This window comes from Streptomyces sp. S3(2020) (genome assembly GCF_013044505.1).
Taxonomy (GTDB): domain Bacteria; phylum Actinomycetota; class Actinomycetes; order Streptomycetales; family Streptomycetaceae; genus Streptomyces.
Map to the genome: position 1 here is coordinate 1 of NZ_JABERD010000259.1, position 11,986 is coordinate 11,986.

Here is an 11,986-nt window from a genome sequence, read left to right on the forward strand (position 1 = left end):
GCCCCCAGGGGCTCCGCCCCCTGGACCCCCATCGGCCCGAAAGGCCTCGTCCTCAGACGCCGGACGGGCTGGAAGACAACGGCACGGCCTCGTCCCCCACCCGCGAACGCCGGACGGGCTGAGTGCCCGGCCGGCGTTGTGGAGTGGAGTGGAGTGGAGTGGTTCCTCGTGGTCAGGCGTTGTTCTTGCGGTAGGCGCGCATCGCCAGGGGCAGGAACACCACGACCATTCCGGCCATCCACGCCAGGCTGCCCGCCAGCGGTGTGGCGACCGCGCCGTCGCCGAGGAGGCCGCGGGTGGTGTCGGCCATGAGGGAGACGGGGTTGACGTCGGACCAGGCCCGGAGCCAGCCGGACATGTCGTCGGCGGGGACGAAGACGTTGCTGGCGAAGGTGAGGGGCAGCACCAGGATGGTCATCAGACCCTGCACGGAACCGGGGGTCTTGGCCACCATGCCGAGCCACACCGACATCCAGGAGAAGGACATCGCGAAGGCGATGAGCAGACCGAGCGCGGCGAGCGCGGCCGGCACGGTGGTGTCGGGGCGGTATCCCATGATCAGCGCGAGGACGACCAGGGTGCCCAGGCACACGGCGTAGCGGACGAAGTCGGCGAGCACCGCGCCGATCAGCGGGGCCGAGCGGGCGATCGGCATGGAACGGAACCGGTCGAAGATCCCGGTGCTCGCGTCCGCGTTGAGGGCGACCCCGATGCCGATGCTGGCCTGGAACACGGTCATCACCATGACGCCGGGGACGATCAGCTGCACGTAGGCGTCCTGGTCGCCGCCGGAGATCGCCTTGCCGAAGAGGTAGACGAACATCAGTAGGGAGATGACCGGGGTCAGGACCACGTCGACCAGTTGGAGCGGGGAGCGCAGGAACTTGGTGGCGCCCCGCCCGGCCAGGGCCAGGCTGTGGTGGAGCGTGGGCACGAGACCGACCCGGGCGGGCTTGACGGGGGTGGACAGCGGAGCGGCGGTGAGGGTGTCGGTGGTCATGACGGGTGACGTCCTTCCGAGGGGAGGTCCGAGGGGAGGTCCGAGAGGGGAGAAGCGGGGGGGTCAGACCGCGGCCGGTTCGGCGGCGGGCGCGGCGGGCGCGTGGCCGGTCAGGGCGAGGAACACCTCGTCCAGGCTGGGCAGCCGCAGCCCGAGTTCGTCCGCGGAGATGCCGACGCCGTCGAGCCGCCGGGCGACCGCGGAGACCAGCAGCGGTTCGTCGGCCGGCACGGTCAGCACGCCCGACTCCTCGGCCGCGGCGTGCCCGGACAGCTCGGCCAGGATCGCGGCGACCTGCGGGATGTCGGCCGGTACGGTCGGGCGGACCTGGAGGATCTGTCCGCCGACACGGCGCTTGAGCTCCCCGGGCCGGCCCTCGGCGACCTTGCGGCCCTTGTCGAACACCGTGATGGAGTCGGCGAGCTGATCGGCCTCCTCCAGGTACTGCGTGGTGAGCAGGACCGTGGAGCCGTCCGCGACCAGCCCCTTGACCACGTCCCAGACCTCCTGGCGGGCGTGCGGGTCGAGTCCGGTGGTCGGCTCGTCCAGGAAGAGGATCCGCGGCCGGCCGACCAGGCTCGCGGCCAGATCCAGCCGGCGGCGCATACCGCCGGAGAAGGTGGCGATGGGGCGCTTCGCGGCCTCGGTGAGGGAGAAGTCCTCCAGGAGCTCCGCGGCCCTGGTCCTCGCGTCCCGCCGGGACAGGCCGAGCAGCCGGCCGATCAGGACCAGGTTCTCGGCGCCGGACAGCGTCTCGTCGACCGAGGCGTACTGGCCGGTCAGCCCGATCAGCTGACGTACCCGCACCGGGTCCCCGGCGATGTCGTGGCCGCCGATGGTCGCGTGGCCCGCGTCGGGCCGCAGCAGCGTGGCCAGGATGCGCACGGTGGTGGTCTTGCCGGCACCGTTGGGGCCCAGGACGCCGACGACCTTGCCGGCCGGGACCTCCAGGTCCACCCCGTCCAGGGCGGTGAAGTCCCCGTACTTCTTGACCAGCCCCTCGGCGCGGATCGCGTAGGACATCTCAACTCCTCGTCAGCTGCCTGCCGTTCTCGATGAGCAGGACTCTGCCGGGAGGCGCTGACAGACCGCGGACATCACGCTGACAGCGCCGGCGGGCGCGCTGACAGGACGCGTGAGGGCTGTCAGGGGCGGATCACGTGGCTCTTGCCGCCGATGATCGCGGGCGGCTGCCCGGGGCCGAGCTCGTTGAACTGGACGGGCCCGTGGGCCGTATGGAACGACAGGCCGCGCACGGAGGTGACGGTCTGGCCGACACCGACCGAGCGTTTCACGCCACCTTGTACCGGGGTTCGCAATGTGTTGTCGAGCGAGGTGCTGGAGGCGTTCTGGGACGCCTCCCACCGTGTACGCACAGATCGCGGGGGCGTGCCGCAGGATCCGTGGGTCGCCTGTGGACAGCGTCGGGAGATCTTGGATGCGGTACGGTCCGGGGATGCGATACGGGCAGAGGGGACGATAAGGGAGCACTTCGGCAACATCCGTGCCCGACTGTCCACAACCTCCCCACAAGGCCCCCACAGGGGCCACAATGAACGCGTATGACCGGTAAACACCGCGTTTCGCATCTTGCGATCATGCCTGACACCGTAGAAACCTGGTTTTCAAGATGCTGCGGATACGCGGCACTTGGGGGGCACGGAGCCGGTTGCCGGTGATGACGGGGAGAGGGGGCCCCGTTCATAGGACGATGCCGAGGGGGGCATCATGCAACCGGAAGGTCGCAGTTCCATGTCTATTGGTGTGGAGAATGTGGTGACTGCGGCCCACCACTGATACGTCTGTGAAGAGTCGAGGGGGACTCGATCAGACGTAAGGAACCGACAAAGCACGCGATGACTCGCGTGTGGGGGGATGACTCATGACGTCGACGCCGACGGGCGCCCGGCAGAACTTCGACCCGTCTGAGACCACTCAGCTCAGGGTGGCTTCACAGACCCGGACGGGCGCGTTCCGCCGGATCAAGAAGACCCTGCCGAAGTACGACTACGAGCACTACAGCCGCTTGGCCGGACCCCTCACACAGCCCGATCCGTCGAAGCCCTACAAGGTGGAGTACCGATCGCTGATCTCGCAGGAGACGCACCGCATCAGAGTCGCCCTGATGCTGGCCGCCGCGCCGGTGCTCTCCCTGGTCCTGCTGTTCTGGCTGCTCCAGCCCGAGCACTGGACCGAGCGCGACTACGTGGACTTCAAGTGGCTGCCCGCGCTCGACATAGTGATGCTCGTCTCGATCGGCCTGATCGAGTTCTTCCGCTGCATGAACGTGCTGTCGAACGCGCACGCCACCCTGGTCGCCCGCGACCCGATCCCGGTGGTGCCCGAGACCGGCACGAGAGTGGCCTTCCTGACCTCCTTCGTACCCGGGAAGGAGCCCCTGGAGATGGTCACGAAGACCCTGGAGGCGGCGGTCAAGCTGCGCCACCGGGGCCTTCTGCATGTGTGGCTGCTCGACGAGGGTGACGACCCCGAGGTCAAGGAGGTCTGCGCCCGGCTCGGTGTGCACCACTTCTCCCGCAAGGGCATCGCGAAGTGGAACCAGGCCAAGGGCCCGCACCGCGCCAAGACCAAGCACGGCAACTACAACGCCTGGCTGGACGCCCACGGCGACGCCTACGACTACTTCGCCTCGGTCGACACCGACCATGTGCCGCTGCCCAACTACCTGGAGCGGATGCTCGGCTTCTTCCGCGACCCGGACGTCGGCTTCGTCATCGGCCCGCAGGTCTACGGCAACTACGACAACTTCGTCACCAAGGCCGCCGAGTCGCAGCAGTTCCTCTTCCACGCCCTCATCCAGCGCGCCGGCAACTACTACGGCGCCCCGATGTTCGTCGGCACCTCCAACGCCGTGCGGATCAGGGCGCTCAAGCAGATCGGCGGCCTGTACGACTCGATCACCGAGGACATGGCCACCGGCTTCGAGATCCACCGCCACAAGAACCCGGCCACGGGCCGCAAGTGGCGCTCGGTCTACACCCCGGACGTGCTCGCGGTCGGCGAGGGCCCCAGCGCCTGGACGGACTTCTTCACCCAGCAGATGCGCTGGTCCCGGGGGACGTACGAGACGATCCTCAAGCAGTACTGGAAGGGCTGGTACTCCCTGCCTCCGGGCAAGCTCTTCAACTACACGATGATGATCATCTTCTACCCGATGTCCGCCCTCAACTGGATCCTCGCGGCGCTGAGCTGCGCGCTCTTCCTGGGTCTGGGCGCCTCGGGTGTGAACATCGACCCCACCGTGTGGCTGATGCTCTACGGCAACGCCTCCGCCCTCCAGATCGGCCTCTACGTCTGGAACCGCAGGCACAACGTCTCCCCGCACGAGCCCGAGGGCTCCGGCGGTGTGGCCGGCATGGTGATGTCCGCGCTCTCCGCGCCGCTCTACGCCAAGGCCCTGATCGACTCCGCGCTGCGCCGCAAGAGCAAGTTCGTCGTCACCCCCAAGGGCGACTCGGCCAGCCCCGACCGGTGGTTCGGGACCTTCCGCTACCACTGGTACTTCATCGCGATCTTCGGCGCCTCGATCGGTGCCGGCTTCGTCTACGGGCACTCGCACCCGGCGATGATCATCTGGGCCATCTTCGCCATGCTGATCACCGCGACGCCGATCTTCGTCTGGCGGCACATGCTGCGCCAGGAGAAGAAGAAGCCGGCCGAGGAGCCGCAGGGCCCGGTGGTCCCGGCTCAGCAGCAGTACCAGCCGCAGCCGCTGCCGGCCCAGCACGCCCCCGCCCAGAAGCCGAGTTGGGCCGCCTCCCAGACGGGCGGCGCGGGCGGAACCAGCGGGGGCAACGACCAGACCATGCAAATCGCCCTGGGTGGACTTGGGGGACGTAAGGAATGAACGACCGTGCCGGACGCCGTCGTGCCCGTCGCCTAGCGATAGGTACGGCGGTGGTACTCGCACTGGCCGGGATGAACGGGCCGTGGCTCTACCGCTTCGGGACCGAGAAATACCACCAGTACCAGATCAACAAACCGGAGTACAAAGCCGAGAACGGCAAGTGGGAAGTCGTCGATTTTCCGGAGGAGTTCAGACAGAACACGATCCACGCGGCGCTGCTGCGCACCGGCAAGGTGCTGCTCGTCGCGGGGTCGGGGAACAACCAGGAGAACTTCGACGCGAAGAAGTTCGACACCCGTATCTGGGACCCGGTCAAGGGCACCATCAAGAAGGTGCCCACGCCCAGCGACCTGTTCTGCACGGGCCACACCCAGCTGTCCAACGGCAATCTGCTGATCGCGGGCGGTACGAAGCGGTACGAGAAGCTCAAGGGTGACGTCACCAAGGCCGGCGGCCTGATGATCGTCCACAACGAGAACCCGGACAAGCCGATCACCCTGCCGGCGGGCACCAAGTTCACCGGCAAGGAGAACGGCCAGACGTTCGTGTCCAAGGACCCGGTCGTCGTGGAGCGCGCCGAGAAGGTCTTCGACAAGAAGACCGGTGAGTTCCTGCGCAACGACCCGGGGCTCGGCCGTATCTACGTCGAGGCGCAGAAGTCCGGCCGCAAGTACGAGACCGGTACGCAGGACAACTACCGCATCCAGGGGCTGTCCGGCACCGACGCGCGCAACACCTACGGCATCGCCCAGAAGCTCGCCCTCGACAAGAAGGACTTCCAGGGGATCCGGGACGCCTACGAGTTCGACCCGGTCGCCGAGGAGTACATCAAGGTCGACCCGATGAACGAGGCCCGCTGGTACCCGACGCTCACCACCCTGAGCGACGGCAAGGTCCTCAGCGTCTCCGGCCTCGACGACATCGGCCAGCTGGTGCCGGGCAAGAACGAGGTCTTCGACCCGAAGACCAAGACCTGGACGTATCTGCCGAAGACCCGCCAGTTCCCGACGTACCCCGCGCTGTTCCTCATGCAGAACGGCAAGGTCTTCTACTCGGGGTCCAACGCGGGCTACGGGCCGGACAACGTCGGGCGCGAGCCCGGGGTCTGGGACGTCGACACCAACAAGTTCACCAAGCTGCAAGGTCTCAGCGACCCCAAGCTGATGGAGACGTCCGGCACGGTGCTGCTCGCGCCGGCGCAGGACGAGAAGTACATGGTGGTCGGCGGCGGCGGGGTCGGCGAGTCCGCGCAGTCCAGCGACAAGACGCGGATCATCGATCTCAAGGCGGACGACCCGAAGTTCGTGGACGGGCCGACGCTGGAGAAGGGCACGCGGTACCCGAACATCTCGGTCCTCCCCGACGACTCCATCCTGGTGTCGGGCGGCTCGGAGGACTACCGCGGGCGCGGCGACTCCAACATCCTCCGGGCCCGGCTCTACCACCCCGAGACGAACACCTTCGAGCAGGTGGCGGATCCGCTGGTGGGCCGGAACTACCACTCCGGTTCGATCCTGCTGCCCGACGGCCGGGTGATGTTCTTCGGCTCGGACTCGCTCTACAGCGACAAGGCCAACACCAAGCCGGGCGAGTTCGAGCAGCGCATCGAGATCTACACGCCGCCCTATCTCTACCGGGACTCACGGCCCTCGCTGTCCGGGGGCCCGCAGACCATCAAGCGCGGCGCCTCCGGCACGTTCACCTCGCAGCACGCCTCGACGATAGAGAAGGTGCGGCTGATCCGGCCCAGTGCGGCGACGCACGTCACGGATGTCGACCAGCGGTCGATCGAGCTGGAGTACAAGGTGTCCGGGGACAAGATCACGGTGACGGTGCCGAAGAACAAGAACCTGGTGCAGTCCGGGTGGTACATGCTGTTCGTCGACGACGACCAGGGCACTCCGAGCAAGGCTCAGTGGGTCAGGGTTCCCTGACCGGAACACAGCCGAAGGGCGCCCTCCGAGTCACGGAGGGCGCCCTTCGGCGTACGGCTACTTACTGGCCTTGGCGAGGTTGAGCGCGTACTCCGCCCACCACTGGCCCGCCTTCGGGCCGCCCTTGCACTCGCCGTCCGACTCCCCCGGGCGCTTGACCCAGACGTACGCGTCGACCAGCGGGTCCGCGGTCTTCGTCGTCGGGGTCTCGCCCAGCGCGCGGCCGGGCGGGTTGCACCAGCGTTCGTCGGCCTTGCCACCGTCGTAGGGGCCGTTGCCGTTGCGGCTGGTGTCGATCACGAAGGGTTTGCCGCCGACCTTCGCGGAGAGCTGCTTGCCGTAGGCGATGGAGTCCTGGGTCGAGTAGAAGTTGGAGACGTTGACCGAGAAACCGTCGGCCTTGTCGACGCCCGCCCACTGGAGCGGCTCGAAGATCTGGTCCGGGTGGCCCCAGCCGGCGTTGCCCGCGTCCAGGTAGACCTTGGTGTTCTTCAGGGACTTGAGCTTGGTGATGGCGCCCTGGAGGAGGTCGTAGCGCTCCTCGTGGAACTCGTCCTGGGTGCAGCCGTCGACCAGGTGCAGTACGGCGTCCGGCTCCAGGATGACCGTCGCCGCACGGTCCCCGATGCCCGCGGCCACACCGTCCAGCCAGGACCGGTAGGCGTTGCCGTCGGCGGCGCCGCCCTGCGAGTACTGGCCGCAGTCGCGGTGCGGGATGTTGTAGAGGACCAGCAGGGCCGTACGGCCCGCCTTGTCGGCGGCCTCGGTGAAGCCGCGCGCCTCCTGCTCGGGGTTCTCCGTGCCGATCCACTGCCCCGTGGGCTGCTCGGCGATCTTGCGGATCTGTTCGGCGTCCGCGTCCTTGCCGGACTTCTCGTACTCCGCGACCTGCTGGGCCGCGGTGCCCTCCGGGTTGACCCAGAACGGGTCGGTCTCCTTGGGCTGTTGGGTGATCTTGGCCCCGGACGCGTCGTCCGGATCGTCCTCGTCCCCGGACGAGGAGCATCCGGCGATCAGCAGTGCGGCCCCCAGCACTATCGCGGACGTCCTCATTCCGGCCCCCCTCGTGCCGTACATCCAACTCCCCCTCGGTGCTGCAGTCCAAGGCTCAATCCTGACATACGTGCCGAGGGGCACACGAGATCGCCCGAGCCTTGTCGGGGAGCTGTTACAGCACCGATGGTCGAGGGTAGGCGCGCGCCGGGACGGGGCGGGCGGACAGGGAAGGGGAGTGGGCGGGGATGCACCACACCACCCGGGAGCTCCGGCTGGCGGCGGCACTGCTGGAGGCGGCGGACACCCTGTCCGACGGCTTCGGCGTCGAGGACTACCTGCAGCGGCTGGCGGACCACTGCGTCGATCTGCTGGCCGCGCAGGCTGCCGGGATCATGCTCATCGACGGCGGACGCACCGTCTCGCTGACGGGCAGCAGCGCGCACGAGGACATGGCGATCGATCTGCTCCAGGCCCAGCACAGCGGCGGCCCCTGCCTGGAGACCTACGGCTCCGGCAAGCCCGTCCCGCCGGTCTCGATCCGGGCCGCCCGCGCGGCCTCCCGCTGGCCGGAGTTCACCGAGCGGGCGCTGCGCTACGACGTCGTCACGACCTTCGCGGTGCCCCTGCGCCGGCACGCGCGGCTGTTCGGCGCGCTCAACGTCTTCGTGCCCACCCTGCCCGGAGGGCCGTCGTCCGGTTCGGAGCTGCCGATGGCCCAGCTCCTCGCCGACTCGGCGTCCCTCGGCCTCCAGAACAACACCGTCCACTCCCAGTGCCGCACCCTGGCCGGACAGTTGCAGCAGGCGCTCTCTAGCCGCGTCCGTATCGAGCAGGCGAAGGGCATGCTCGCCGAGCGCTGGAACACCCGTGCCGACCACGCGTTCATCGCCCTGCGGCAGTACGCGCGCCGCCGCAGGCTGCCCCTGGACGGGGTCGCGACCGCCGTCATCGAACGGCGCGCGGACGACACCGAGCTGCGGCGGGAGTTCGACGGCACGGCCGGCGGGCCCTCGTAGAACCGCTCACGACCTGGCCGTATGACGGAGAGCCACCCCATTCTGACCTGGCGTCAAACGCCCCCTAGGCCTTTGGGCCCATCCGTTCTAGAGTCTTCGTACAGAAGGCCCCAGCCCCCGGCCGACTGTCCACCACATCTGGCCTACGAGCCTCCCGTGCCGGTCGCCGGGTTACTCCCGCAGCCCGTGCGCGCGCGGTTGAGGACCAGCCCGGTCGGCGGCTTCGGGGGGAGCGGGCCGCCGACCGGGCCAGGTGCCGTCGGCCGGGGCGTGGAGGGCGGTTGCGGGAGGGCGGTCGTCAGAGGCCGGTTCCCGTCAGATACGCCGAGACGATCACGTTCGCCGTGTAGCTGCGGCTCTCCCGGTCGAACGTGCCGCCGCAGGTGATGAGCCGCAGTTCGGCACGGCCCTTCTCATGGGTCCCGTAGGCCTGGCGGGCGTCGAAGCGGTCCCGGGCGACGACCTGGACGTCGTCGACGGTGAACTCGGCGACCCGGCCGTCGTCGCGGATCACCCGGACCGTCTCGCCCGGCTTCAGCGCGCTGAGCTTGTAGAAGACGGCGGGCCTGGTCTCGGTGTCCACATGCCCCACCATCAGCGCCGCCCCGGCGGCCCCCGGCTTCCCCCCGGCGGCGTACCAGCCGACGACACCGGCCGGGTCGTAGGGCGGCGGGTCGATCGCGCCACCCCCGTCGAGCCCGCGGGCCACCACGGGCGCCTGCACGTCCAGTCCGGGAATGTCGATGCGCTGCGGCAGCGCCGGTCTCAACGGCTCGGTGGGGGGCGGCAGTTCGACCTCGGGCGGCCGTCCGACCGCCGCCACGTCCCCGGTCGTGGGCGCGGATATCCCCTTGCGTACGTCCGTCACCTCCCGCCCCCACAGCCACAGCCCGAGGAGCAGCACCACCCAGGCCCCCCCGGTGAGGAGGCGGCCGGTACCGGAGGGGCGCGCGTCAGTCGGTCCCACGGCTCCGGCGGACCCTTCGCAGTACCACGGCCGCGGCCGCCACCCCGGCCAGCACCAGCCCGGTCACCGCCTGTGCGGTCCCGGGTCCGGCCCCGCGGGCGTCGACCGCGGCGAGGTGCGCCGTGCCGCCGCCGCCCGCGGGGACCGGGGCGACCGGGGAGGTGTGCGGCGACGGCTCCTGAACGACGGTGACCGCGGTCCGGTGGGCCGTGTCCCCGCAGGTGACCTGGACGTCGTAGGAGCCCGCCCGCAGTTCGGTGCGGACGCGGGTCTCGCCGACGAGGGTGCCTTCGGCGCCGGTGAGCCGTACGTCGGCGACGAACGCCGCGGAGACGGCGGTGCCGGTTCTGGCGGCACAGCCGCTCACGCGCAGCGCGATGTCGGTGCCGGGGGCGGGGGACGACGGGGTGACCGCGACTCCGGCGCCGTCGGCCGCGTGCGCCGCCGGGGTGGCCAGTGCGGCCAGTGCGGTGGCTGCCAGCAGGGCGGTGCGGAAAGTGAGGCGTAGTGAACCCATCGTGAACCTCCAGATATGGGGAGAGTCCCCCGGGGACGGCGGGCCCGCATCCCCAGGGGACCGCCGTTGCTCCGTACGAGTCGGGTTCGTGGGCCGAGGGGTTTCGGATGCGGGAACGAAGGCCGCCGGGGCCTCATACCTGCCGATCCCCGGCACGCCGCTCTCCCGTCTCGCGGTGCATACCATGGCCGTCCAGCAGATCGACAGCGTAGGAGTCCGCACCCATGACAGAGCACAAGCCCATCGAGTCGTGGCTGACCGACATGGACGGCGTCCTGATGCACGAGGGCGTTCCGATCCCCGGCGCGGACGCGTTCATCAGGAAGTTGCTCGACTCCGGCAAGCCCTTCCTCGTCCTCACCAACAACTCCATGTACACGGCTCGTGATCTGCACGCCCGCCTCAACCGCATAGGGCTCGAAGTGCCGGTCGAGAACATCTGGACCTCGGCCCTGGCCACCGCGAAGTTCGTCGACAGCCAGCGGCCCAACGGGACCGCCTATGTGATCGGCGAGGCCGGTCTCACCACGGCCCTCCACGAAGCGGGTTACATCCTCACCGACTCCGATCCCGACTTCGTGATCCTGGGCGAGACCCGCACCTATTCCTTCGAGGCTCTCACCAAGGCGATCCGGCTCATCAACGCCGGGGCGCGGTTCATCGCCACCAACCCGGACAACACCGGCCCCTCTCACGAGGGCGTCCTGCCCGCCACCGGCTCGGTGGCCGCGCTGATCACCAAGGCGACGGGCAAGGAACCGTACTTCGTCGGCAAGCCGAATCCCCTGATGATGCGCACCGGGCTGAACGCCATCGGCGCGCACTCCGAGTCCAGTGCCATGATCGGCGACCGGATGGACACCGACGTGCTGGCCGGTCTGGAGGCCGGTATGACGACCTTCCTCGTGCTGACGGGGCTCACGACCGAAGCCGACCTGGACCGGTTCCCGTTCCGGCCGACCGAGGTCGTCGACTCGATCGCCGACCTCGTCGACCGCGTCTGACCCGAACGTCCGTCCGCCCCCGTCGTCGTGGGCCTACCGGAGCCTTCGCACGCGGCGCAGCGCCGCCCCGGACAGGAGCAGCGCGGCGGTGACGGCGGCCAGTGTCCCGGCGGCGATGGCCAGGCCGGTTCGGGCGAGTTCCTGCGCGTGGGGCGGGCGGGCGGCGCCGGACGGCGTGTCCGAGCCCGGCTCGGGGTCGGCTTCGATGGCGAACCGGTAGTCGTCGGACTGGCCGACCCAGTCACCGTCGTCGTTGTGACGCTGCACCACCGCCGCGTTGACCGTGACCCGGTTCGGCACCGCGTCCGAGGTGAGGGCGAGTCGGACCTTCACGCTGACGGTCTTTCCCGGGCCCACCGTGAACCCGTCTCCCCCGAACGCGCCCACCAGTTCGTCCTCCTCCGTCGTCCGGAACCGCACCGGCCGGACCCGGTCACCCTCGTAGAACTCCAGGCGCGGCTGCCCCGCGCCCAGTGCGCGCTCTGCGTCGACGAGCACGACGACCGGGTGGATGTCCTTGCAGACGCGGCGGGTCGTGTTCGTGAGGTCCAGGTACCAGGTGCCGTACCCGCCGCCCGCCTCGTATGTGTCCGGACCGCCGTGGATGCGGGTGGTGAGCGGGAAGGTGCGGGCGTCGGTGGTGGCGCAGGCGGGTGCGGGGGCGGGGGCCGCTTGGGCTGGTGT

General features: G+C 69.4%; 10 protein-coding genes and 1 pseudogene. 5 read left to right on the forward strand and 6 right to left on the reverse strand.

The window, feature by feature from the left end:
• Positions 1-172: 172 nt before the first annotated feature.
• On the reverse strand, positions 173-1,000 hold the full coding sequence (locus tag HLK59_RS43400; RefSeq protein WP_171147182.1) for an ABC transporter permease: 828 nt from the start codon (positions 998-1,000) through the stop codon (positions 173-175).
• Positions 1,001-1,063: 63 nt separating this feature from the next.
• Positions 1,064-2,023 (reverse strand): ATP-binding cassette domain-containing protein, encoded by a 960-nt coding sequence (locus HLK59_RS43405; protein ID WP_171147183.1) that lies wholly within the window; start codon positions 2,021-2,023, stop codon positions 1,064-1,066.
• 161 nt (positions 2,024-2,184) lie between these two features.
• On the opposite strand from HLK59_RS43405, the pseudogene HLK59_RS43415 reads away from it, so the two are divergent.
• The 3 genes and pseudogenes from HLK59_RS43415 to HLK59_RS43425 form a co-directional block, all read left to right on the forward strand.
• Positions 2,185-2,566: pseudogene (locus HLK59_RS43415) on the forward strand (FCD domain-containing protein); the annotation flags it as partial.
• Between the two features lie 316 nt (positions 2,567-2,882).
• Positions 2,883-4,868 (forward strand): cellulose synthase catalytic subunit, encoded by a 1,986-nt coding sequence (locus HLK59_RS43420; RefSeq protein WP_171147184.1) that lies wholly within the window; start codon positions 2,883-2,885, stop codon positions 4,866-4,868.
• On the forward strand, positions 4,865-6,802 hold the full coding sequence (locus tag HLK59_RS43425) for a kelch motif-containing protein (RefSeq protein WP_171147185.1): 1,938 nt from the start codon (positions 4,865-4,867) through the stop codon (positions 6,800-6,802). Before HLK59_RS43420 ends, HLK59_RS43425 begins: the two co-directional genes overlap by 4 nt.
• A 57-nt stretch (positions 6,803-6,859) precedes the next feature.
• On the opposite strand, the gene HLK59_RS43430 is transcribed toward HLK59_RS43425, so the two are convergent.
• Positions 6,860-7,879 (reverse strand): glycoside hydrolase family 6 protein, encoded by a 1,020-nt coding sequence (locus HLK59_RS43430; protein WP_171147186.1) that lies wholly within the window; start codon positions 7,877-7,879, stop codon positions 6,860-6,862.
• 164 nt (positions 7,880-8,043) lie between these two features.
• Between HLK59_RS43430 and HLK59_RS43435 the strand changes: the two genes are divergently transcribed.
• Complete coding sequence (locus tag HLK59_RS43435; protein ID WP_171147187.1) at positions 8,044-8,814, forward strand: GAF and ANTAR domain-containing protein; 771 nt, start codon at positions 8,044-8,046, stop codon at positions 8,812-8,814.
• A 298-nt stretch (positions 8,815-9,112) separates the two neighbouring features.
• On the opposite strand, the gene HLK59_RS43440 is transcribed toward HLK59_RS43435, so the two are convergent.
• Together HLK59_RS43440 and HLK59_RS43445 are read right to left on the reverse strand one after the other, a co-directional pair.
• Positions 9,113-9,781 (reverse strand): class F sortase, encoded by a 669-nt coding sequence (locus HLK59_RS43440; RefSeq protein WP_171147188.1) that lies wholly within the window; start codon positions 9,779-9,781, stop codon positions 9,113-9,115.
• On the reverse strand, positions 9,768-10,298 hold the full coding sequence (locus HLK59_RS43445) for a hypothetical protein (RefSeq protein WP_171147189.1): 531 nt from the start codon (positions 10,296-10,298) through the stop codon (positions 9,768-9,770). The genes HLK59_RS43440 and HLK59_RS43445 overlap by 14 nt, the downstream gene beginning before the upstream one ends.
• A 224-nt stretch (positions 10,299-10,522) precedes the next feature.
• Here HLK59_RS43445 and HLK59_RS43450 point away from each other — a divergent pair, with 224 nt between their 5' ends.
• Positions 10,523-11,302, forward strand: a complete 780-nt coding sequence (locus HLK59_RS43450) for an HAD-IIA family hydrolase (RefSeq protein WP_171147190.1) — start codon at positions 10,523-10,525, stop codon at positions 11,300-11,302.
• Between the two features lie 33 nt (positions 11,303-11,335).
• Here the strand turns inward: HLK59_RS43450 and HLK59_RS43455 are convergent.
• Positions 11,336-11,986: hypothetical protein (locus HLK59_RS43455; RefSeq protein ID WP_171147191.1), on the reverse strand; the 651-nt coding region annotated here is incomplete at its 5' end.

Bases quoted from the DNA above. Each gene is read 5' to 3' on its own strand.
- HLK59_RS43405 (WP_171147183.1), bottom strand. From the start codon at position 2,023: ATGTCCTACGCGATCCGCGCCGAGGGGCTGGTCAAGAAGTACGGGGAC.
- HLK59_RS43450 (WP_171147190.1), top strand. From the start codon at position 10,523: ATGACAGAGCACAAGCCCATCGAGTCGTGGCTGACCGACATGGACGGC.
- HLK59_RS43400 (WP_171147182.1), bottom strand. From the start codon at position 1,000: ATGACCACCGACACCCTCACCGCCGCTCCGCTGTCCACCCCCGTCAAG.
- HLK59_RS43420 (WP_171147184.1), top strand. From the start codon at position 2,883: ATGACGTCGACGCCGACGGGCGCCCGGCAGAACTTCGACCCGTCTGAG.
- HLK59_RS43445 (WP_171147189.1), bottom strand. From the start codon at position 10,298: ATGGGTTCACTACGCCTCACTTTCCGCACCGCCCTGCTGGCAGCCACC.
- HLK59_RS43425 (WP_171147185.1), top strand. From the start codon at position 4,865: ATGAACGACCGTGCCGGACGCCGTCGTGCCCGTCGCCTAGCGATAGGT.
- HLK59_RS43435 (WP_171147187.1), top strand. From the start codon at position 8,044: ATGCACCACACCACCCGGGAGCTCCGGCTGGCGGCGGCACTGCTGGAG.
- HLK59_RS43430 (WP_171147186.1), bottom strand. From the start codon at position 7,879: ATGTACGGCACGAGGGGGGCCGGAATGAGGACGTCCGCGATAGTGCTG.